The sequence below is a fragment of the Hydrogenophaga aquatica genome (genome assembly GCF_054780915.1).
This window is the reverse complement of record NZ_BAAGVK010000007.1, coordinates 193,116-214,555: the sequence shown is the minus strand read 5'-3', so window position 1 is coordinate 214,555 and position 21,440 is coordinate 193,116. Positions and strand designations below refer to the sequence as shown.

Annotated in this window: 21 protein-coding genes; 17 read left to right on the top strand and 4 right to left on the bottom strand. The window is 64.7% G+C overall.

Translation table 11 applies throughout. From position 1 onward, the window contains the following. Positions 1-96: 96 nt before the first annotated feature. From ACYVHH_RS05985 to ACYVHH_RS05930, 12 genes are all read left to right on the top strand, one after another. Positions 97-1,176: an ABC transporter substrate-binding protein gene (locus tag ACYVHH_RS05985; protein WP_460564198.1), complete on the top strand. Its 1,080-nt coding sequence runs from the start codon at positions 97-99 to the stop codon at positions 1,174-1,176. Between the two features lie 31 nt (positions 1,177-1,207). After that, positions 1,208-2,047 (top strand): ABC transporter permease, encoded by an 840-nt coding sequence (locus ACYVHH_RS05980; protein ID WP_460564197.1) that lies wholly within the window; start codon positions 1,208-1,210, stop codon positions 2,045-2,047. A gap of 10 nt (positions 2,048-2,057) precedes the next feature. Continuing rightward, complete coding sequence (locus ACYVHH_RS05975) at positions 2,058-2,852, top strand: ABC transporter permease (RefSeq protein WP_460564196.1); 795 nt, start codon at positions 2,058-2,060, stop codon at positions 2,850-2,852. Positions 2,853-2,868: 16 nt separating this feature from the next. Next, positions 2,869-3,702 (top strand): ABC transporter ATP-binding protein, encoded by an 834-nt coding sequence (locus tag ACYVHH_RS05970; RefSeq protein ID WP_460564195.1) that lies wholly within the window; start codon positions 2,869-2,871, stop codon positions 3,700-3,702. Positions 3,703-3,731: 29 nt separating this feature from the next. Next, positions 3,732-4,829 (top strand): ABC transporter substrate-binding protein, encoded by a 1,098-nt coding sequence (locus ACYVHH_RS05965; RefSeq protein ID WP_460564194.1) that lies wholly within the window; start codon positions 3,732-3,734, stop codon positions 4,827-4,829. Then, positions 4,826-6,157: a sulfatase family protein gene (locus tag ACYVHH_RS05960; RefSeq protein WP_460564193.1), complete on the top strand. Its 1,332-nt coding sequence runs from the start codon at positions 4,826-4,828 to the stop codon at positions 6,155-6,157. The genes ACYVHH_RS05965 and ACYVHH_RS05960 overlap by 4 nt, the downstream gene beginning before the upstream one ends. 215 nt (positions 6,158-6,372) lie before the next feature. Then, positions 6,373-7,014 (top strand): peroxiredoxin, encoded by a 642-nt coding sequence (locus ACYVHH_RS05955; protein ID WP_460564192.1) that lies wholly within the window; start codon positions 6,373-6,375, stop codon positions 7,012-7,014. 10 nt (positions 7,015-7,024) lie between these two features. Next, positions 7,025-7,573 (top strand): RBBP9/YdeN family alpha/beta hydrolase, encoded by a 549-nt coding sequence (locus tag ACYVHH_RS05950; RefSeq protein WP_460564191.1) that lies wholly within the window; start codon positions 7,025-7,027, stop codon positions 7,571-7,573. 119 nt (positions 7,574-7,692) lie between these two features. After that, positions 7,693-8,691, top strand: coding sequence for a sulfate ABC transporter substrate-binding protein (locus ACYVHH_RS05945; protein ID WP_460564190.1), 999 nt, complete (start codon positions 7,693-7,695; stop codon positions 8,689-8,691). Between the two features lie 2 nt (positions 8,692-8,693). Next, on the top strand, positions 8,694-9,566 hold the full coding sequence (gene cysT / locus ACYVHH_RS05940) for a sulfate ABC transporter permease subunit CysT (RefSeq protein WP_460564189.1): 873 nt from the start codon (positions 8,694-8,696) through the stop codon (positions 9,564-9,566). Further along, the gene (cysW, locus tag ACYVHH_RS05935) at positions 9,563-10,477 is read left to right on the top strand and encodes a sulfate ABC transporter permease subunit CysW (protein ID WP_460564188.1); all 915 of its coding nucleotides are present in this window, start codon (positions 9,563-9,565) and stop codon (positions 10,475-10,477) included. The genes cysT and cysW overlap by 4 nt, the downstream gene beginning before the upstream one ends. Before the next feature lie 22 nt (positions 10,478-10,499). Further along, positions 10,500-11,588, top strand: a complete 1,089-nt coding sequence (locus ACYVHH_RS05930; RefSeq protein ID WP_460564186.1) for a sulfate/molybdate ABC transporter ATP-binding protein — start codon at positions 10,500-10,502, stop codon at positions 11,586-11,588. Between the two features lie 15 nt (positions 11,589-11,603). Here the strand turns inward: ACYVHH_RS05930 and ACYVHH_RS05925 are convergent, their stop codons facing one another. After that, the gene (locus ACYVHH_RS05925; protein ID WP_460564185.1) at positions 11,604-12,605 is read right to left on the bottom strand and encodes an HDOD domain-containing protein; all 1,002 of its coding nucleotides are present in this window, start codon (positions 12,603-12,605) and stop codon (positions 11,604-11,606) included. A 428-nt stretch (positions 12,606-13,033) separates the two neighbouring features. Here ACYVHH_RS05925 and ACYVHH_RS05920 point away from each other — a divergent pair, with 428 nt between their 5' ends. After that, positions 13,034-14,026 carry an HDOD domain-containing protein gene (locus ACYVHH_RS05920; RefSeq protein WP_460564184.1) on the top strand — a complete coding sequence of 331 codons (993 nt, stop codon included), beginning with the start codon at positions 13,034-13,036 and terminating at the stop codon, positions 14,024-14,026. Between the two features lie 80 nt (positions 14,027-14,106). Here ACYVHH_RS05920 and ACYVHH_RS05915 read toward each other — a convergent pair whose 3' ends face one another. Both ACYVHH_RS05915 and ACYVHH_RS05910 read right to left on the bottom strand, forming a co-directional pair. Further along, positions 14,107-15,321: a DesA family fatty acid desaturase gene (locus ACYVHH_RS05915; protein ID WP_460564183.1), complete on the bottom strand. Its 1,215-nt coding sequence runs from the start codon at positions 15,319-15,321 to the stop codon at positions 14,107-14,109. A 142-nt stretch (positions 15,322-15,463) separates the two neighbouring features. Further along, positions 15,464-16,750 (bottom strand): RsmB/NOP family class I SAM-dependent RNA methyltransferase, encoded by a 1,287-nt coding sequence (locus ACYVHH_RS05910; RefSeq protein WP_460564182.1) that lies wholly within the window; start codon positions 16,748-16,750, stop codon positions 15,464-15,466. Positions 16,751-16,868: 118 nt separating this feature from the next. Here ACYVHH_RS05910 and ACYVHH_RS05905 point away from each other — a divergent pair, with 118 nt between their 5' ends. The 3 genes from ACYVHH_RS05905 to ACYVHH_RS05895 are packed head-to-tail and all read left to right on the top strand — an operon-like array spanning position 16,869 to position 19,540. Continuing rightward, positions 16,869-17,276 carry a hypothetical protein gene (locus ACYVHH_RS05905; RefSeq protein WP_460564181.1) on the top strand — a complete coding sequence of 136 codons (408 nt, stop codon included), beginning with the start codon at positions 16,869-16,871 and terminating at the stop codon, positions 17,274-17,276. 56 nt (positions 17,277-17,332) lie between these two features. Then, positions 17,333-18,952 (top strand): peptide chain release factor 3, encoded by a 1,620-nt coding sequence (locus ACYVHH_RS05900; RefSeq protein ID WP_460564180.1) that lies wholly within the window; start codon positions 17,333-17,335, stop codon positions 18,950-18,952. 6 nt (positions 18,953-18,958) lie between these two features. Beyond that, positions 18,959-19,540, top strand: coding sequence for a YqaA family protein (locus ACYVHH_RS05895; RefSeq protein WP_460564179.1), 582 nt, complete (start codon positions 18,959-18,961; stop codon positions 19,538-19,540). Between the two features lie 17 nt (positions 19,541-19,557). Here ACYVHH_RS05895 and purN read toward each other — a convergent pair whose 3' ends face one another. Beyond that, positions 19,558-20,166 carry a phosphoribosylglycinamide formyltransferase gene (purN, locus tag ACYVHH_RS05890; RefSeq protein ID WP_460564178.1) on the bottom strand — a complete coding sequence of 203 codons (609 nt, stop codon included), beginning with the start codon at positions 20,164-20,166 and terminating at the stop codon, positions 19,558-19,560. Positions 20,167-20,249: 83 nt separating this feature from the next. Between purN and ACYVHH_RS05885 the strand changes: the two genes are divergently transcribed. Continuing rightward, positions 20,250-21,431, top strand: coding sequence for an acyl-CoA dehydrogenase family protein (locus tag ACYVHH_RS05885; protein ID WP_460564177.1), 1,182 nt, complete (start codon positions 20,250-20,252; stop codon positions 21,429-21,431). Positions 21,432-21,440 lie beyond the last annotated feature (9 nt).

Below are 21,440 nucleotides of genomic sequence, written 5' to 3'. Positions count from 1 at the left end.
CGGCCAGTCCGTTCGCGCCAGCCATGCCGACATGACGCGAAGCGTTTCCACACAAAACGGCATAGAGCCCTCTCCACTGCATTACCGGAGCAACGAATGAAACGCTGGATACGCTTTGCACTGCCTGCCCTGGCGCTGGCACTGTCGGCCACGGGCACCGCCCTCGCCCAGAACACAGAACCTCTGAAAACGATACGCATAGGCGTGGCTACCGGAGGCGTCGGCACCAACCCTATCCGCCATGGTGGCACCACCACTGCGCAAGCCTATACCGATGGCGTGCTGGAGGAAGAATTCAAAAAGGACGGCGTGCGCGTCGAATGGATCTTCTTCAAAGGCGCCGGCCCGGCCGTGAACGAGGCGCTGGTCAACAAGCAGCTGGACTTCGCCTGGCAAGGGGACCTGCCGTCCATCGTGCACCGCGCCAACGGCGTGAAGACACGCATCGTGCTGGGCAGCGGTGTGCGCACAGGTCTGTACCTGGGCGTGCAGCCCGGCTCTGACATCCGCCGCCTGGAAGACCTCAAGGGCAAGAAGGTGGCTCTGTTCAAGGGCACCAACCTGCACTTGGCCGCGATCCGGGCCCTCAAGGACAAGGGCATCCGCGAGCGCGACGTGAAGATCATCAACCTCGATCTGCCCGGCGGCAGAACGGCACTCATCAACAAGGACGTAGATGCGGTGTTCGACTACGTGGGCCTGTTCGACCTGCGCGACAAGGGGCAGGCACAGGTGGTCTGGTCTGCCGCGCAGGACTCGTACAAGTACACGCGGCAGACCGTGTTGCTGGTGACCGACGATTTCGCGCGCCAGCAACCGGCCGCCGTGCAACGCGTGGTGACGGCACTGGTGAAGGTGGCGCACAAGTATTCCGACGAAGGAAAGCGCGGTGAGCTGTTCGAAAAATGGGGGAAGACGGAATACCCCGACAAGGTCTGGCGCGAGGACTTCATAGGCCAGCCGCTGCGTGTGAGGCTCTCGCCGCTGCTGGACCCCTTCCTGGTGGAACGCTACAAGGACTCCGCCCGCGAGAGCCTGGAGCTCAAGCTCACGCGCTCGGCTCCCGAGGTCGACAGCTGGTTCGACCGCAGCTTCCTCAACGCCGCACTGAAGGAGCTGAAGCTGGAGAACTACTGGCCAGCCTACGCGGCCGATGGCAAGCCTTTGGTGCGTTGACCGTGCCCGCCAAGACTGCGAGGCAAACACCATGACCGTACAGCGATCACTCACGGCACCCCTACCTGCCGACGACATCGGGCCGCCAAGGCTCATCTTCCGACCGCCATTGAACTGGAGCGTGAACTGGCTGTGGGCCTGGGCCGTGCCGCTGGCACTGCTGGCCATCTGGCAACTCGCCAGCACACGCGGCTGGGTGCCCGACCAGGTGCTGCCTGCACCCCGCACGGTTGTGAACACGTTCTCTGACCTGCTCGGCAGCGGGGAACTGTGGGCCAACCTGAACATCAGTCTGGTGCGCGTCTTCGCGGGCTTCAGCATCGGGCTGTTCGGCGGCTTGATGCTGGGCATTGCCATGGGTCTGTCGCCCCTACTGCGGGACTACGTCTATCCGCTGTTCAAGGCCTTCAGCCAAGTGCCCACGATCGGCTGGCTGCCTTTCCTGATGCTGCTGGTCGGCATCGACGAGTCACTGAAATACCTGCTGATTGCCAAGGCCACACTGGTGCCAGTGGCAGTGAACACTTGCCAGGGCATCCAGGGCGTGCCGCACCGTTTCGTGGAAGTCGCCAGGGTCTACGCCTTCAGCCGCTGGCAGTTGCTGACACGCGTGGTCCTGCCTGCCGCCACGGCCCCCATCTGGAACGGCGTGCGCTACGGCCTCACCCACGCTTGGCTGGCCCTGGTGGTGGTGGAACTGCTGGCCTCGTCTGAGGGCATCGGCTTCCTCATCGTCTACGGTCGCCAGCTGTTCCAACTGGACGTGGTGCTGGCCGCCGTGCTGGCCGTGGGAATGGTGGGCTGGGCGCTGGACAAGGCGCTGCAGCGCACCGAAGACTGGCTGCTGCGCTGGCGCAAGAGCGGTTTCTGAAAGGAGACACATGATGTCCACCAACACACACAAGATCACCCTGCCCCCCCAGTTGCGGGGATGGGTTCTGCCCCTGGCCCTTCTGGCCGCCTGGGCTTGGGCCGCCAACGCGGGCTGGTCCGACTCGCCACTGCTCGTTTCGCCGCTGGCAGTATGGGAACGCGCGGTGCTGCAGGTGCGTACCGGTGAGTTATGGACCAGCCTGTCGGCCAGCCTTTGGCGCAATGCCTGGGGGTTTGCCATCGGCGCCAGCGCCGGGCTGGTGTTCGGTGCACTGCTGGGCGGCTCGCACTGGTTCAACCGGCTCCTGGGCCCGTCTTTCCACACGCTCAAGCAGATTTCGCTGTTCGCGTGGATACCGATGCTGTCAATGTGGTTCGGCCTGGGCGACGCCGCCAAGATCGCTTTTATCGCCCTAGCTGCGTTCTTCCCTGTGGTGCTCAACACCTGCGAGGGCCTGCGCGGCGTTCCGCGCGAGTTCATCGAGGTTGCCCGGGTGCACGGGTTCAGCACCTGGCAACTGGTGGGCCGCGTGGTCGCCCCGGCGGCGGCGCCCTCGATCTTCACAGGTCTGCAGCTGTCGCTCATCTACACCTGGCTGGCCACTCTGGGCGCCGAATACCTGATGGCGTCGGGCAAGGGCATCGGAAACACCCTCATCGATGGCCGCGAGCACCTGTGGATGGATCTGGTGCTGCTCGGAATCATCGTGGTCGGGCTGGTCGGGGCCGTATTGAACTGGACGCTGGCCACCCTGGAAAAACACCTGCTGGCATGGCGCGACCGTACGGTGGCGCGCTACTGAAACAAGGAACACAAACATGGCACATGCCGCAACACTTTCCATCAAGGACCTTCACAAACAGTACGAGGTCAAGGGCAAGCCTTTGCCCGTGCTGCAGGACATCAACCTCGACATCGCCCCGGGCGAATTCATCAGCATCGTAGGCTCCAGCGGTTGCGGCAAGTCCACGCTGCTGCGCCTGCTCATCGGCCTGGAGGGTGACTACCAAGGCGACATCCTGCTGGACGGCAAGCGCATCGTGGGGACCAGCCTGGAACGCGGCATCGTGTTCCAGGAGCACCGCCTGTTTCCCTGGCTCACGGTCGAGAAGAACATCGCACTCAGCCTGCTCAACGCCCCCCTCAGCCCCCAGGAAAAGGCCGCCACCGTGCGCGAGCACATCGAACTGGTGGGGCTCAAGGGATTCGAATCCGCCTACCCCCACCAGCTCTCGGGCGGCATGTCGCAGCGTGTGGCGATTGCCCGCGCGCTGGTCAACCGCCCCGATGTGCTGCTGCTGGACGAACCCTTCGGCGCGCTCGACGCGATGACCCGCGCCCACCTGCAACAGGAACTGCACCGCATCTGGCGCACAGAGGGCATCACCATGATCCTGGTGACGCACGACGTGGAGGAAGCGGTCTATCTGGGCAACCGCGTGGTGGTGATGGAACCGCGCCCCGGGCGGGTGCGCCGCATCGTCCCGGTGACCTTGCCCCACCCCCGCGACCGCGCCTCGCATGGGTTTGCCACCGTCAGGGAACAGGTGTTGCGGGAATTCGCCCCACAAGGCGCGGCCGAACTGGCCGAGGCCCCATGGAAGCGTGAGCCCGCCGCCAAGCCGCTGTCGGGCTGGCAGTTCGCCATCTGACCCCTTTATTCAATCTACAGAAGAACACCATGGATCTCACCTCCTCCCCGCAGCCCGCTATCCGGCGCCGCCATATCGTCTTGGGACTGGCCAGCGCAGCGGTGGCCAGTCCGCTCCTCGGCCGGGCACAAACCTCCAAGGTCATCCGCCTCGGCTCGCCCGACCTGGGCAGCGCAGGCAAGCCCTCACCCGGCGCCAACGCCTTTGCCGTGCTACAGGCCCACAAGTGGCTGGACGAAGAATTCGCCAAGGACGGCATTCGCATCGAGTGGAACTTCTTCCGTGGCGCAGGTCCGGCAGTCGCCGAGGCGCTCGCGGCCAGGCAACTGGACATCGTCTCACTGGGCGACTTGGCCTCGGTGATCCACAAGTCGAGGGGGCTCAACACCCGTTTCATCGCAGCCACCGGACGGGGTTCGGACAGCTACCTGGCCACCGCGCCCGGGGTGGTGGTCAAGACCTTCGCGGACCTCAGGGGCAAGCGCGTCACCGTACTCAAGGGCACGGCCTACCAGCGGACCTTCGACAACCTGCTGGCCAGCGTCGGCCTGACGGAAAAAGACGTCAAACTCATCAACATGGACTGGCCCAGCTCCAAGGCGGCCGTGGCCACCGGGCAGATCGACGCCACCTTCGGCGGCCCGGACCTCTTCGCCCTGAAAGACAAGGGCGTCAACATCCCCATCAGCACCAAGGGACTCGGCCCGGCTTACACCATCAACTCCGGGCTGCTGGCCACCGCCGAATTCTCGGCGGAACAACCGCAATCGGTTCAGCGCGTCGTCAAGCAGCTGGTGCGCGCGGCCCACTGGGCGTCGGCGGAAAACAACCGCGCGGCGCTCATCAAGCTGTACGCCGACAACAGCGGCAACCCCGAGGTGTCCTTTCGCGAGGAACTCCAGGGCGACGATCTGTCGTGGCGATATTCGCCGCTGCTGGACGACGGGTTCGTTGCTGGCTACCAGGGCGTACTCGACGATGGCCTGCGGCTGGGCTTGATTCGCCAGGGCTTCGACGTTCCCGCCTGGTTCGACCGCCGCTTCGTCCTGCAGGCAGTCAAAGACCTCAAGCTGGACCGGCATTGGCGCGAGACCGACGCCAGCGGCAAGGTGACGGGGCAAGCATGAACACACATCGCCGCCCCAACATCCTCTTCATCCTGGCCGACGATCTCGGCTGGGCCGACCTCGGCGTCTACGGGCAAACCGCCTTCCAGACCCCTCATCTCGACACCCTGGCCGCGCAAGGCGTGCGTTTCACCCAGGCTTACGCCAATTCCGCCGTGTGCTCCGCCACGCGCTTCGCGCTCATGACGGGCCGCTACCAGTACCGCCTGCGTGGCGGCCTGGAAGAGCCCCTGGTACGCGCCGCACACCTGCATGGTCTGCCGCCAGACCACCCCACGCTGCCATCGCTGCTGCGCGACGCCGGCTACGAAACCGCACTGATCGGTAAGTGGCACCTGGGCAGCCCGCCCACCTTCGGCCCCCTCCGGAGCGGCTACAACCACTTCTTCGGCAACCATGGCGGTGCTATCGACTATTTCACCCACAAACCGGGCGTGGGCGAGACCGTGCGGAGGGACCTCTTCGAAGGCGACACACCCGTCGAACGGGTGGGGTATTACACGCAGATCCTGGCTGACGAAGCCTCGGCCTGGATCGAGCGCCAGTCAGAAGAACGTCCTTTCTTCCTCTCCCTGCACTTCACCGCCCCCCACTGGCCGTGGGTGGGACCGGAGGACGAGCACGTTTCGCGCACCCTTGGCGACCTCTTCCACTACGACGGCGGCAACCTGCAGACCTACGGCAAGATGGTTGGCTCGCTGGACAACGCCGTCGGCCAGGTGCTTCGCGCCCTTGAGCACCGCGGGTGGGACGAGAACACCATCGTTGTCTTCAGCAGCGACAACGGTGGTGAGCGCTTCGCAAAGACCTGGCCATTCACCGGTCAGAAGACGGAGTTGCTGGAAGGAGGAATCCGCGTCCCCACTCTGCTGCGTTGGCCAGCCCGCCTGCAACCCCAGGTCAGCGAACAGGTAACCATCACCATGGACTGGCTGCCCACCCTGCTAGCCGCAGCCGGTGTGTCTCCCGCCCCGGGCTTCGAGCCCGATGGCGAGGACATTCTTCCGGTGCTGCAAGGGCACCAACCCGTGCGCGAGCGCCGTCTCTTCTGGCGCTACAAAGCGCAGCAGCAGCGTGCCGTACGGGAAGGCCGCTGGAAATACCTCAAGATCAACGGCAACGAGTTCCTGTTCGATGTCGAGACCGACTCCCTGGAACGCGCCAACCTGAGACAGCGGCACCCCGAGGTGTTCGAGCGGTTGCGCCAAGCCTGGACAGAATGGAACGCACAGTTCCTACCCATCACAGACGAAGTCTTCACACACGGACTGACACCCGACATCCAGGCCGACCGCTACGCGCCGGAGCACGCCAGCCGCGCCCTGTAAAAAAACCGATCAGGTGAACCCATGACGGAACCGCCTCGCACGCGGAGGTAACGGAGGTGCACAGCGAGGCCTTGGCCTGGGCCGTCAACCGCCCAGGCATTTTTTTGCCCAGACCGGACTTGCAACCAAAACGCATAAGCAAGTAAACGAATATTCGTTCGCCGTTCAGGCTCGGGCTTCCACAATCAAACACCTGACCAAACCGGAGAACCCGAATGACGACGCTCAGACTCGGCGATATCGCCCCGGACTTCACTCAGGAGTCCACCGCCGGCCTTATCCATTTCCACGAGTGGGCAGGAGAACACTGGACCGTGCTCTTTTCCCATCCAGCTGACTTCACACCGGTGTGCACCACGGAACTCGGCAAGACCGCCGCGTTGTCCAGCGAATTCGCCAAGCGCAATGTCAAGCCCATCGCAGTCAGCGTAGACCCTCTGGAATCCCACGATCGCTGGGTCGTGGACATCAACGAGACCCAGAACACGACGGTCGACTTCCCCATCCTGGCCGATGCCGACCGCAAGGTAGCCACGCTGTATGACATGATCCACCCCAACGCGTCGGCCACTGCGACGGTGCGCAGCGTGTTCGTCATCGACCCGAAGAAGGTGATCCGCGCCACCTTCACGTACCCCGCCAGCACCGGCCGCAATTTCGACGAGATCCTGCGGCTCATCGACTCGCTGCAACTGACGGACAGCCACAAGGTCGCCACGCCCGCCAACTGGCAACAGGGGCAGGACGTGGTCATCGTCCCCAGCCTGCAAGACCCCGAGGAAATCGCCCGCCGTTTCCCCAAGGGTTACCGCGTAGTCCGCCCCTACCTGCGGCTGACGCCGCAGCCCAACCGGTGAGGTACAGGCGATGAACCGCCCCACCACCATCATCGTGCCGGGCTGGCGAGACTCCGGCGCGGGGCACTGGCAGACCCTTTGGGCCGATTCCATTCCCGGGGCACGCCGGGTGGTGCAGGACAACTGGATCACCCCTGTCCGCTGCGCCTGGGTCGAACGGCTGACCAAGACCATCCTGGCGGTACCAGGACCTGTAGTGCTGGCCGCCCACAGCCTGGGCTGCATTGCCACGGCCCATTTGGAAGGTGAAGTTCTGGATCGCATCCACGGCGCCCTGCTGGTGGCACCCGCCGACCCGGAGCGCCGTGGCGTGCTCGCAGACTTCGCACCGGTCCCGTACCAGCGGCTGCCCTACCGCAGCATCGTTGTTGCAAGCACCAACGACCCCTTTTGCCCGGTACGGCTGGCAGGTGCATACGCCCGAGCCTGGGGTAGCGAATTCGTCCGCATCAACGACGCTGGACACATCAACGTCGAATCCGGTCACGGCAACTGGCCCCTAGGTCTGGCGCTGCTGAGGTCTTTGCTTGAAACCCATGAGGTTAACTGCACTGCATAAGCGAGAAAGCACCTCGTATATTCGTTTTTTAAATAAGAAAACAATAACAAAGTAGTTTGAGGATTGAAGAGGGTCTTTCAGAATCCAGGGCATACATCCTTTTCCTCTCTGTTCGCACCATGAAAAACACCCTCCGCACCGCCCTGGCCACCCTGGCCCTGGCCGCCGCTTCTGCCGCCTCCGCCCAGACCACGCTGCTCAACGTGTCTTACGACGTGGCCCGCGAGTTCTACAAGGACGTCAACACCGCCTTCATTGCCCACCACAAAAAGACCACGGGCAAGGACATCAAGGTTGACCAGTCGCATGCCGGCTCCAGCGCGCAGGCGCGTGCCGTGGCCGATGGCCTGGAGGCCGACGTGGTGACCTTCAACACCACGACCGACATCGACTTCCTCGCCGACAAGGGCGTGGTGGCCAAGGACTGGCGCCAGAAGTTCCCCAACGGCGCGGCCCCCACCACCTCCACCATGCTGTTCCTGGTGCGCAATGGCAACCCCAAGAACATCAAGGACTGGGACGACCTGATCAAGCCCGGCGTGCAAGTGGTGGTGGTCAACCCCAAGACCGGCGGCAACGGCCGCATGGCCTACCTGGCCGCCTGGGGTTACGTGCGCAGCAAGGGCGGCAGCGACGCCGACGCGCTGGACTTCGTGAGCAAGCTGTACAAGAACGTGCCCGTGCTGGCACGCGGCGGGCGTGACGCCACTGGCATCTTCCTGCAGCGCAACATCGGCGACGTGCTGGTGACCTTCGAGTCCGAAGTCGTGTCGGTGGACAACGAATTCGGCAAGGGCAAGGTCGACGCGATCCACCCGAGCGCCTCCATCGTGGCCGAGAACCCGGTGGCCATCGTCGAACGCACCGTAGCCAAGAAGGGCACATCCGCCGATGCCAAGGCTTACCTCGACTTCCTCTACAGCCCCGAAGGCCAGGAAATCGCCGCCAAGCACAACATCCGCCCGCGCAACGAGGCCGTCCTCAAGAAATACAGCAGCGCCTTCAAGCCCATCAAGTTCTTCACGGTGGAGCAATACTTCGGCTCCCTGGCTGAAGCACAGAAAGTGCACTTCAACGACGGCGGCCAGTTCGACAAGCTCTACACCCAGGGCCGTTGAGCATGAGCCATACCCTGGCAACACAGCCTGAGGCAGCACGGCGCCCGAACCGGCGCAATGTGCTGCCCGGCTTCAACCTGACGCTGGGCTACGCCGTCCTGTACCTGAGCCTGATCGTGCTGATCCCGCTGTCGGCGCTGGTGCTCAAGACCTTCACGCTCACCTGGCCGCAATTCTGGGAAGCGGTGACGGCGCCCCGCGTGCTGGCCTCGTACCGGCTGACGTTCGGCGCATCGCTGATCGCGGCATTGGTCAACGTGGTGTTCGGCCTGCTGGTAGCCTGGGTGCTGGTGCGCTACAGCTTCCCGGGCAAGAAGATCGCCGACGCGCTGGTGGACCTGCCCTTCGCGCTGCCCACGGCGGTGGCGGGTATCTCGCTCACGGCCCTGCTGGCCGGCAACGGCTGGATCGGTCAGTTCCTGGAGCCGCACGGCATCCAGCTGGCCTTCAACCCGAATGGCGTGGTCATCGCACTCATCTTCATCGGGCTGCCCTTCGTGGTGCGCACGGTGCAGCCAGTGCTGGAAGACGCCGAGAAGGAACTCGAGGAAGCCGCCACCTGCCTGGGCGCCACACGCTGGCAGACCTTCACCAAGGTCATCTTCCCGTCCATCATGCCCGCGCTGCTCACCGGCTTTGCCATGGCATTCGCGCGTGCGGTGGGTGAATACGGCTCGGTCATCTTCATCGCAGGCAACATGCCCATGGTTTCGGAAATCACGCCGCTCATCATCATCGGCAAGCTGGAACAGTACGACTATGCCGGTGCCACCGCTGTGGCTACTGTCATGCTGGCCATCTCCTTCGTGCTGCTGCTCATCATCAACGGGCTGCAGGGCTGGCAGCGCAAACGCGCCACGGGGGGCCGGGCATGAGCGCAGCACCCGCAGGCAAAGCCGCCACACGCAGCGCGCGCAAGGGCACGACCGAAGCCGCCTGGGTGCGCTACACGCTCATCGGCGTGGCGCTGACGTTCATGTTCCTGTTCCTGGTGCTGCCGCTTGCCGCCGTGTTCACCGAAGCGCTGCGCAAGGGTGTCGAGGGCTACCTGGAAGCCCTGAAGGAGCCCGACGCCTGGTCCGCCGTGCGGCTGACGCTGCTGACGGCACTGGTCGCCGTGCCGCTGAACCTGGTCTTCGGCGTGGCCGCAGCCTGGGCCATTGCCAAATACGAGTTCCGGGGCAAGTCCTTCCTCACCACGCTGGTGGACCTGCCGTTCTCGGTGTCGCCGGTGGTGGCGGGTCTCATCTACGTGCTGGTTTTCGGCGCGCAAGGCTGGCTGGGCCCCTGGCTGGCCGAACACGACATCAAGATCATCTTCGCCGTGCCGGGCATCATCCTGGCCACCATCTTCGTCACCTTCCCCTTCATTGCGCGCGAACTCATCCCGCTGATGCAGGCACAAGGCAACGAAGAGGAGCAGGCTGCCATCGTGTTGGGTGCCACTGGCTGGCAGACCTTCTGGCGCGTGACGCTGCCCAACATCAAGTGGGGCCTGATCTATGGCGTGATCCTGTGCAACGCGCGTGCCATGGGCGAGTTCGGCGCGGTCAGCGTGGTCTCTGGCCACATCCGCGGGCAGACCAACACCATGCCGCTGCACGTGGAAATTCTTTACAACGAATACCAGTCGGTGGCTGCCTTCGCCGTGGCCTCGCTGCTGGCACTGCTGGCCCTGGTCACGCTGGCCATCAAGTCCGTGGCCGAGTGGCGCATGGAACGCGAGATGAAGGCGCTCACCGAGCTGCCGCCAGAGCGCCCCGCGCCCGCCAGCCAAGCTGCTTGAAAACGCAGCGCAAGGAACGAACATGAGCATCGAGATTCGCAACGTCAACAAACACTTCGGCAACTTTCACGCGCTGCGCGACGTGAACCTGGACATCGCATCCGGCGAGTTGCTGGCGCTGCTGGGCCCATCGGGCTGCGGCAAGACCACGCTGCTGCGCATCATCGCCGGGCTGGAAACGCCCGACACCGGCAGCATCCTCTTCAGCGGTGAGGACACCACTGACGTTCACGTGCGCGAGCGCAACGTGGGCTTCGTCTTCCAGCACTACGCGCTGTTCCGCCACATGAGCGTGTTCGAGAACGTGGCCTTCGGCCTGCGCGTGAAGCCGCGCGGCCAGCGCCCCAGCGAAGCGCAGATCAAGGCCAAGGTGCATGAACTGCTGAGCCTGGTGCAGCTGGACTGGCTGGCCGACCGCTACCCGGCACAACTCTCCGGCGGGCAGCGCCAGCGCATTGCCCTGGCACGCGCGCTGGCCGTGGAGCCCAAGGTGCTGCTGCTGGACGAACCCTTTGGCGCACTGGACGCCAAGGTGCGCAAGGAACTGCGCCGCTGGCTGCGCCGCCTGCACGACGAACTGCATGTGACCAGCATCTTCGTGACGCACGATCAGGAAGAAGCGCTTGAAGTGGCCGACCGCGTGGTGTTGATGAACCAGGGCGTGGTGGAACAGGTAGGCACCCCACAGGACGTGTGGGACCATCCCGCCAGCCCCTTCGTCTATGGTTTCCTGGGCGACGTGAACTTGTTCCACGGCCGCGCGCATGAGGGCTTGCTGCACCTGGAAGGAGTGGCCATCGACTCGCCCGAACATGCCCAGGCGCACGACGCCAAGGCCTTTGCCTACGTGCGCCCGCACGACCTGGAAGTGGAACGCTACAGCCCGGGTGCCACCGGCATCGTGGCCGAACTGCAACGCGCCATCGTCGTGGGCCCCATCGCCAGGCTGGAACTGTGGCCTGAAGACCCCCAGCAGCCCGACGGCCACGACCCGCTGATCGAAGCGCAGATCACCGCCGAGCGCTTCCGCGCGCTGGGCCTGAAAGAGGGCGAGAAGGTCGTGGTGTCGCCGCGCAAGGCCAAGGTGTTCCTGCAACCGCAATCGAACTGACGCGGGGCTCTGCCGTCAGAGGCTGCGCACCGACTGCAGCATGCCCGTCATCTCCGCGACGAATGCCGGATCGCGGAAATCCTGCGCAAGCAGCTTCAGGCGTGGATGCACCATGAAGTGGGTTTGCAGGTGAAAGAACTCGGAGCCTCGCAGGGCCTCAGGCGCCGCCTGTGACAGGTCGGCCCATTCACCCGTGGCAAGCTTTTCTGCCACGCGCGCGCTGTAGTAGCTCAGCGCCAGGCGCAGGCCGCGGTGGCTGTCGAGCTGTTTGGGCGGCGTGGTGAGGATGCGGTCAACCGCGCGCACATCTTCAATGATGGCGTCGGGCATTTCCCACTGCTTCATCATCAGGCAACCCAGCTCACCGGCACACAGGCCAAGCGTTTCCTGCTCGCGCCGGGTGCGCTCCAGAAACCCCGAACGGGCATTGGCAAGTGTGGCCTCGGCGGGCTGCAGCGACATGGCCACCATGTGCCCAAGGAAGGACAGCACGGCCTGCGTCACCATGGCCCCGGGGTCGGGCACGCCCAGGCGCTGACCCAGGCGCAAGGCCAGCTGGCTGGCAAGCGCACTGGCATTCCACCATTTGTCGAAAACCGGCTGCAAGCCAGGGTCGGCTGGCCGCAAGGACTCGCTCACCATGTGTCGCAGGCAGATGCCGCGCACCGCATCCATGCCCAGCACGGCGATGGCCTGGTCCACGCTCGTCACGGGCCGGGGCAGACCATAGAAAGGCGAGTTGACGGTGGCCAGCACCTTGGCCGCGACCGCAGGCTCCGCGAGGATCAGCTCGCTCAGCTCTGAAGCCATCGCCTCTTCCAGGAACTGCGGCGACAGCAGCTTGTGCAAACCGTTGGGCGGGCGGGGAATGTGTGTGAGCCGAGCCAGCAAGGCGTCGTGATCGGCGTCCGACAGTTCAAATGCCTCGACACGCCGAAAACCCGCCAGTTCAGCTGGCATGTCCCAGCGCTCGGGAAGGATCGCGGGGACGGCAGCACCGGACTGAACCGTCTGCATGCTGGCGGGCACCTCGTTCTCCGTGGCAAAAAAACCACTGCGCCGCCGCCTGAGCATCCAAAACGACAGAATCAATACTGAAAAAACAAGCAACACCAACAAAATAACCAGGATTGTTGTCATTTACTTCAAGAAAAATGATCTACGACATGCGTGATTCTGACGCATGTCGATCCATTCATCACAAAAAATATGACATTTCCGCAAAACGGTGAAAATGCTGACCAGAAACACTGTTCACGTGAGGTTGGTTCATGGGCGGCTCCCTGTTCGTCTGGCTTGTCGGTATTGCGCTGTTGGTTGGCGTTGCCTGGTTTTGGCTTTCACGCGGGGGCCGGCAGCAGCCATCCGTGCCAGACAATCCCAGCAAAACACCATCAGACTCACCGTCTGCGCTGGTCTCCACGCCTGTTCGTCAAGAGCCTGCCATGCAGGCCACAACTTGGCAGGCTGCAGACGTTCCGCAACCCTTGGCAGCCTTGCGCCTGATCCACAGCGACAGCCTGGATGAAGAGAGCAAAGCCGCGCTGCTGGCCAGGCTCAAGGGCATTCCCAGGCCGCCCCGCTCGTTCCAGCAACTGGTGTCACCCGACTTCCTGCTGCGCGCCACCTCCACCGAACTGGCCGACCTGGTCCTGGGCGAGCCTCTGATCGCCGCCAAGGTGCTGGCGCGCGTCAATTCGCCGGTCTACGGGCTGCAAAAGCCGGTGGTACAGATCGGTCAGGCGGTCACCTACCTCGGGCTCAACGCCGTGCGTGGCATCTGCGTCCAGTACATGCTGGACGAGTCCTTCAAATCGGACAGCCCCGAGATCCAGAAGATCTTCGACGGCATATGGAAAGCCAGCGCGCTGGCCAGCGACCTGTGCTTCCGCCTGGGTCAGAAGCTGCGGCTGCCCGACCCGGGTGTGCTTTCCACACACGTGGTCCTGTCCTACGTGGGCCACCTGGCGGCGGCCGCCCTGTTGCCCAAGGATGTGGCTGTGGCCACGGCAGAGGCGGGGCTGCTGGAACGGGCCCAGGCCGAACAGCAACACCTGGGCGTGGCTGCATGCGAACTGGCACGGCTGTTGATGCAGAGCTGGGAACTGCCCAGTGAGCTGATCGAGCGGGTCAGCGCCATTGACAGCGTCCTGGTGTCACCCAGCCATGTGGCGGACACGCCCTTGCAGGCCGAACAGACAGGGCTGAGCTACTTGAGCGCCCGTGCCGGGGAATGGCTGGCCCAGGGGCGCCTGAACCTGCCCAGCGACATCACGGATCTGAACATTCTGGGTCAGGATGGCTTCTACCTGGGCAGTTACATGCACCTGCCCCACCTTCAGCATGGCCTCAAGGCGTTGCAGGCCCCCGAACTGAACGTGGCCGTCGAACGGATGTTGCAGGCCCTGCGTGGCGAAGCTGCTGGCCAGCCGACCTGAACAGCGGCTTGGCCAAACAGAAAGCCCGCCCTCTTTCGAGAGGCGGGCTTTTTTTGCCTGCCTGGACCGGTGATGCCGGATCAGGCCGCCTGGACAGCGCGCAGACGGATGGAGTAATCGCGCAGGGCGGCGATGCCACTCTCCTCGGCACGGCGGCACCAGGCCTGCAGGTCCTTGGCCAGTTGCTCACGGGTCACCGTGGTGTTGGACCACAGCTGGCGCAGCTCCTCGCGCATGGCATGCATCTTGGCCAGCGTGGGGTGCTGGGCGCGCACCTGCTCAACCTTGGCCTTGTACTTGGCGGGCACCTTGTCGTCGTCGCGGTGCAGCCAGCGGCGTGCGGCTTCCAGCATGGAAACGTCAGCGCGCTTGGACTTCATGGCGTCCAGTTCGGCCTGCACGGTGGCGCGCATCTGGCGGGCGTAACCAGCCATCACCTCGTAGCGGTTGGCGATGATCGCCTCCAGCGTCTTTTCGTCGGCCACGGGCTTCACATCGCCAAAGGCCAGCTTCGGCGGCGTCTTCTTGGGTTTGGCCAGGCCAAACTTGGCCAGAATGCTGATGTACACCCAGCCAATGTCAAACTCATACGGCTTGACCGAGAACTTGGCGGAAGTGGGGTAGGTGTGGTGGTTGTTGTGCAGCTCTTCGCCACCAATGATGATGCCCCAGGGGAACACGTTGGTGCTGGCGTCGGTGGCCTCGAAGTTGCGGTAACCCCAGAAGTGGCCGATGCCGTTGACCACGCCAGCCGCCCAGAACGGGATCCAGGCCATCTGCACGGCCCACACCGCCAGACCAAGTGCGCCGAACAGCGCCACGTCGATGATCAGCATGGCGCTGACACCCAGGCGGGAATACTTGGTGTAGACATTGCGCTCGACCCAGTCGTCGGGCGTGCCGTGGCCGTAGCGCTCCATCGTTTCCTTGTTCTTGGCCTCGGCGCGGTACAGCTCGGCACCTTCCCAGAACACTTTCTTGATGCCGAACACCACGGGGCTGTGGGGGTCGCCTTCCTGCTCGCACTTGGCGTGGTGCTTGCGGTGGATGGACGCCCACTCCTTGGTGAGCATGCCGGTGGTCATCCACAGCCAGAAGCGGAAGAAATGCGACACCGCGGGGTGCAGATCCAGCGCGCGGTGGGCCTGGTGGCGGTGCAGGAACAGCGTGACGCTGACGATGGTGATGTGGGTCATCACCAGTGCGACGATCAGCACCTGCCACCACGTGGCGCCGGTAAGGCCCTGAGACAGGAAATTGATCAACCCGTTCCAGCCCGATTCAAACACAGACATGTATGTCCTTTGGAAAAAGAAAAACTCACCAGACGGCACCCCGTTCCGCGGGGCCACGCAAGGCATAGCCTCTGATTTTAGGGCGCAAGGCCAAAATCGCCAAGCGCCACTCGTCGGGCATTTCGCGGCAAATGCCGAAAGTTCAAGGCCTTTTGTTCCAGACAGCCGCAAAAAAGCCGTCGGTTCCATGCAGATGCGGCCACAAGCGCAGGTAGCCGTCCCGGCACAGAGCCGCTGCGCCTTCGACACCCGCGCGCGTCAACAGTTCCTCAGCCCGCACAGGCACGAAGTCCCGGTGGGCGGCGGCGAACGCCCGCGCGACAGCCTCGTTTTCCTCCTCCAGCAGGCTGCAGGTGGCGTACACCAGACGGCCACCGGGCCTGACCAGCCGTGCCGCGCTGGCCAGGATGCGGCCCTGGAGCATGGCAAGCTCGGCCACCCCCTCGGACGACTGGCGCCACTTCAGGTCGGGGCTGCGGCGCAGCGTGCCCAGGCCGGAGCATGGCGCGTCCACCAGCACCCGGTCGAGCTTGCCCGCCAGCCGGTTGAGGCGCTCGTCGCGCTCGTGCGCAATGGCCATGGGATGCACGTTGGCCAAACCGCTGCGGGCCAGCCGGGGCTGGATGGCTTCCAGGCGGTGTGCGGACGTGTCCATGGCGTAAAGCCGCCCGGTGCCGCGCATGGCAGCTCCCAAGGCCAGCGTCTTGCCGCCCGCACCGGCGCAGAAGTCCGCCACCATCTCATTGCGCTTGGGCTCCATCAGCAGCACCAGCAGCTGCGAACCCTCGTCCTGCACCTCAACGGCGCCTTCGGTGTACAGCGGGAGCTTGTGCAGGGACGGCTTGCCCTGCAGACGCACCCCCAATGGCGCATAGGGGGTGGGCTCGGCGGGCAAGCCCGCCTCCTGCAGGGCCCGCAGCACCGCAGGGCGCTTGGCCTTCAGCGCATTCACGCGCAAGTCCAGGGTGGCGGGCGCGTTCAACGACGCGGCCAGGTCGTCGAATTCCTCACCCACCTGGGCCCGCAGCCGCTCGGCCAGCCAGCCGGGCAGCAAGTGGCGCGCTTCGGGCGGTAACGCCGCCTGACCGGGGCTGGCAACCTGGGCCAGCCAGGCCCGTTCTTCGTCGCTGCAGGCCGCGTCGCGCCAGGCGGGGTCCCCCTTGAAGGCCAGCAGCGCCAGCCGGCGCGCCAAGGCAATGGGCGCAGCGCCCTTGGGCAGGGCTGCCTCGCCTTGCCGGGCCAGCCACTCCAGGCGCGGCTTCTCACGCAACACGGTGTAGACAGTGTCAGACAGGCTTTGCCGCTCGCGCGGCCCCAGGTGGTGGTGTTCGCGGAAGTAACGCGCCACGGTGGCGTCGGCGGGGTGTTGAAAGGTCAGCACCTGCGCGACCAGTGCGGCGCAGGCGTCAAGAAAGGCTTTGGGATGCATGGCCCGGATTGTCCGGGATAACCGCCGCCTGCGGCCGTTCATCTGCCGTTCAGCCATCGGACAACACAATGGCCGCCTTTCCTTCCCGCAACCCACAAGCCCAGCCCTCACCCCTTCCATGAAGCCGATCCGAACTTCCCTCCTCGCCCTGGCAACCGGCTGTGCACTGAGTGGCTGCAGCGTCAACGGCAGCTGGGACCAGGAATATGCCTGCACCGGGGAGGAAAGGACCCAGGCCAGCTTCGCCGACCCGAAAGCCGCCAGCCAGACGCAAAAGACCTACCCCTTGACGATCGACTTCCACCTGCGGGGCGGGCAGGCCCTGGCCAAGACCTACACCACCCGCATCGACGACCTGGCCGCCGACCGGCTGACCTTCCACGCCAAAGACGCGCTCAACTGGCTCAACGGCACGTTCGACAAGCAGTCGCAAGAGCTGACACTGATAGAAGAGCGGCAGCTGGACACCCCGCTGGGCAGGCAGAGCGTGCGCTCGACGGCGCATTTCACATGCCAGGCCGTCTGACGGAATGTCTGCCACGCCGGCACCAGTGGCGCGCCAGTCCGGGATAATCCCGCCCCATGTCCGAAATTGAAAACCAGGTGCGCCGCCGCCGCACCTTCGCCATCATCTCCCACCCCGACGCGGGTAAAACCACCCTCACCGAGAAGCTGCTGCTGTTCTCGGGTGCCATCAACATCGCGGGTTCCGTGAAGGCGCGCAAGGCCGCGCGCCACGCCACGTCCGACTGGATGGAAATTGAAAAGCAGCGCGGCATCTCGGTCGCCAGCTCGGTGATGCAGATGGAGTACCGCGATTGCGTCATCAACCTGCTGGATACCCCGGGCCACCAGGACTTCAGCGAAGACACCTACCGCGTGCTCACCGCCGTGGACGCGGCGCTCATGGTGATCGACGCGGCCAACGGCGTGGAGCCCCAGACCCGGCGACTGCTGCAGGTTTGCCGCGCGCGCAACACGCCCATCCTCACATTCGTGAACAAGATGGACCGTGAGGTGCAGGCCCCGCTGGACGTGATGGACGAGATCGAGCGCGAACTCGGCATGACGGTGGTGCCCTTCACCTGGCCGGTGGGCATGGGCAAGCTGTTCCACGGTGTGTACGACCGCCGCAGCGAACAGATGCGCGTGTTCACCGCGGGTGAAGACCGCGCCGGTGGCGACGAAGAGGTGCTGGCCGGACAGGACAACCCCGAAACCGCCCGGCGCTTCGGCCTGGAATGGCAACAGGCCAAGGACGAACTGGAACTGGTCGAAGGCGCCTCCCCCGCCTTCGACGAAGCCGAATTCCTGGCGGGCAAGCAAACGCCCATGTTGTTCGGCTCGGCCATCAACAACTTTGGCGTGCGCGAGGTGCTCGACGCGCTGGTGGACCTGGCCCCGCCCCCCGGCCCCAAACCCGCCATCCAGCGAGTGGTGGAACCCGTTGAGCCCAAGTTCAGCGGCGTGGTGTTCAAGATCCAGGCCAACATGGACCCGGCGCACCGCGACCGCATCGCCTTCGTGCGGGTGGCCAGCGGCCACTTCGAGCGCGGCATGAAGCTGAAGGTGGTGCGCAGCGGCAAGGAACTGCGCCCCAACACCGTGGTGAGCTTCCTGAGCCAGCGGCGCGAATTGCTGGATGAGGCGTATGCCGGCGACATCATCGGCATCCCCAACCACGGCGTGCTGCAGCTGGGCGACACGCTGACCGAGGGCGAGCAGCTGCAGTTCACCGGCCTGCCCTTCTTCGCACCTGAGATCATTCGCAGCGTCGAGGTGGCCGACCCGCTGCGTGGCAAGCAGCTCAAGGCGGGCCTGACGCAGCTGGGTGAGGAAGGCGCCATCCAGGTGTTCCGCCCGATGGCGGGATCCATCCTGATGCTGGGCGCCGTGGGCCAGCTGCAGTTCGAAGTGGTGCAGCACCGCCTGGAAGCCGAATACGGCGTGAAGGCACGCATCACCCACAGCCCCTACCAAGTGGCGCGCTGGGTGACCTGCCCGCCCGAGAACGGCGGTGAGACGGAGCTCAAGCGCTTCATCGACGCCAACATCCACCGCATGGCCTGGGACGCGGTGGACGCGCCCGCCATTCTGGTGGACCACAACGCCACACTGCGTGCGGTGGAAGCCAACTGGCCCAAGATCCAGTTCCACGCCATGCGCGAGCACGCGGGCCTGGTGTTCCACAAGAGTGTCTGACCGCCGATGAAGCTGTTTGCGCCGCTATACGCCCGTGCCATGCAGTGGGCACGCCACCGCCACGCCCCCTGGTACCTGGGCGGTCTGAGCTTTGCCGAGTCGTCGTTCTTTCCCATACCGCCCGACGTGATGCTGGCGCCCATGTGTCTGGCGCAGCCGCACAAGGCCTGGCGGTTCGCCTGGCTCACCACGCTGATGTCGGTGCTGGGCGGCTTGCTGGGCTACGTGATCGGCATGCTCGCCTTCGCCTCCATCGAACCCTGGCTGCAGACGAGCAAGTACTGGGCGCCCTACCAGACGGCGCTGGCGTGGTTCAACGACTGGGGGGTGCTGGCGGTCTTCATCGCGGGGTTCTCCCCCATTCCCTACAAGGTGTTCACCATTGCCGCCGGGGTGCTGTCGATGGCCCTGCTGCCGTTCACACTGGCGTCTTTCGTGGGCCGCGGCGCGCGCTTTTTCCTGGTGGCGGGGCTCATGCGCTGGGGCGGCGCGCGCATGGAGGCGGAACTCCACAAGCACATCGACCGCATTGGCTGGGCTACCGTGGCGCTGGTGGCTGCGGGCGCGGCGGTGTACGCGCTGCGCTGACGCCTTCGCTCAGCCTCTCAAACCTGCGCCAGCAGGCGCTCCACGGCACGGGGGTAGATGATGTGCTCCTGCGTGAGCACGCGCGCGGCCAGCGCCTCTGGAGTGTCCCCCGGCAGCACCGGCACCACGGCCTGGTCCAGGTACTCGCCATGGTCCAGTTCGGCCGTGACACGGTGCACCGTGGCGCCAGCAAAACGGCACCCGGCCTCGATGGCGCGCTGGTGCGTGTGCAAACCTGGGAACGCAGGCAGCAGCGACGGGTGGATGTTGACCAGCCGCCCCTCGTAGTGCGCGACGAAACCCGGCGTGAGAATGCGCATGAACCCGGCCAGCACCACCAGGGCAGGACGGCCGTGGGGGTCGAAGCCGTCGATGACACGCACCAGTTCCGCATCAAACGCCTCGCGCGAGTCAAAGCCCTTGTGGTCCAACACAGCGGCGGCAATGCCTTGCTCGCGGGCAAAATCCAGGCCCTTGGCACTGGCGCGGTTGCTGACCACGGCCGCCACGCGCGCGCCCAGGCGCTCGGCCCAGCGCTGCCGCTGTGCGGCATGCACGATGGCGGCCATGTTCGACCCCGTGCCCGATATGAGGATGACGATGTTCTTGTCTGTCTGGGAAGGCATGGGGCAGGAGTGTAAATGTCACAGGCCGGACAACCCGAAATCGAACGGCCGTGCTAAAAACCAGGATCAAAGGAGACACAAGCATGGATCTCGCATTCACCCCTGAGGAACAGGCCTTCCGCGCCGAAGTGCGCGCGTGGGTCAGGGCGAACCTGCCCCAGCACATTGCCGACAAGGTGCACCAGGCCCAGCGCCTGACCCGCGACGACATGCAAGGCTGGGCCAGGATCCTCGGCAAGAAGGGCTGGCTGGGCTACGGCTGGCCGAAACAGTTCGGCGGTCCCGGCTGGAACGCCGTGCAAAAACACCTGTTCGAAGAAGAATGCGCGCTGGCAGGCGCACCCCGCATCGTGCCTTTCGGGCCAGTGATGGTGGCACCCGTCATCATGGCCTTTGGCAACGCCGAACAGCACAAACGCTTCCTGCCCGGCATCGCCAGCGGCGACGTGTGGTGGAGCCAGGGCTACAGCGAACCGGGCTCCGGCTCCGACCTGGCCAGCCTGAAGACCCGGGCCGAGCGCGTGGGTGACAAATACATCGTCAACGGCCAGAAGACCTGGACCACGCTGGGCCAGTACGGCGACTGGATCTTCTGCCTGGTGCGCACCTCCACCGAAGGCAAGCCGCAGACGGGCATCAGCTTCCTGCTCATCGACATGAAGAGCCCGGGCATCACCGTGCGTCCGATCAAGCTGCTCGATGGCGAGCACGAGGTCAACGAGGTGTGGTTCGACAACGTGGAGGTGCCCGCCGAGAACCTGATCGGCGAGGAGAACAAGGGCTGGACCTATGCCAAGCACCTGCTGAGCCACGAGCGCACCAACATTGCCGACGTGAACCGCGCCAAGCGCGAGCTGGAGCGGCTCAAGCGCATAGCCAAAACCGAAGGTGTGTGGGACGACCTGCGTTTGCGCGACCAGATCGCGCTGCTGGAAGTGGACATCGTGGCGCTGGAGATGCTGGTGCTTCGTGTGCTGAGTGCCGAGAAATCGGGCCGGAACTCGCTGGACATTGCGGGCCTGCTCAAGATCAAGGGCAGCGAGATCCAGCAGCGCTACACCGAACTGATGATGCTGGCCGCAGGCCCCTTCAGCCTGCCCTTCATCTTTGAGGCCATGGACGCAGGCTGGCAAGGCGACTTCCCCGGTGGCGTGGTAGCCAACGCCCCCCTGGCGGCCAACTACTTCAACATGCGCAAGACCACCATCTATGGCGGCAGCAACGAAGTGCAACGCAACATCGTGGCACAGACCGTGCTGGGCTGAGGAGACTGA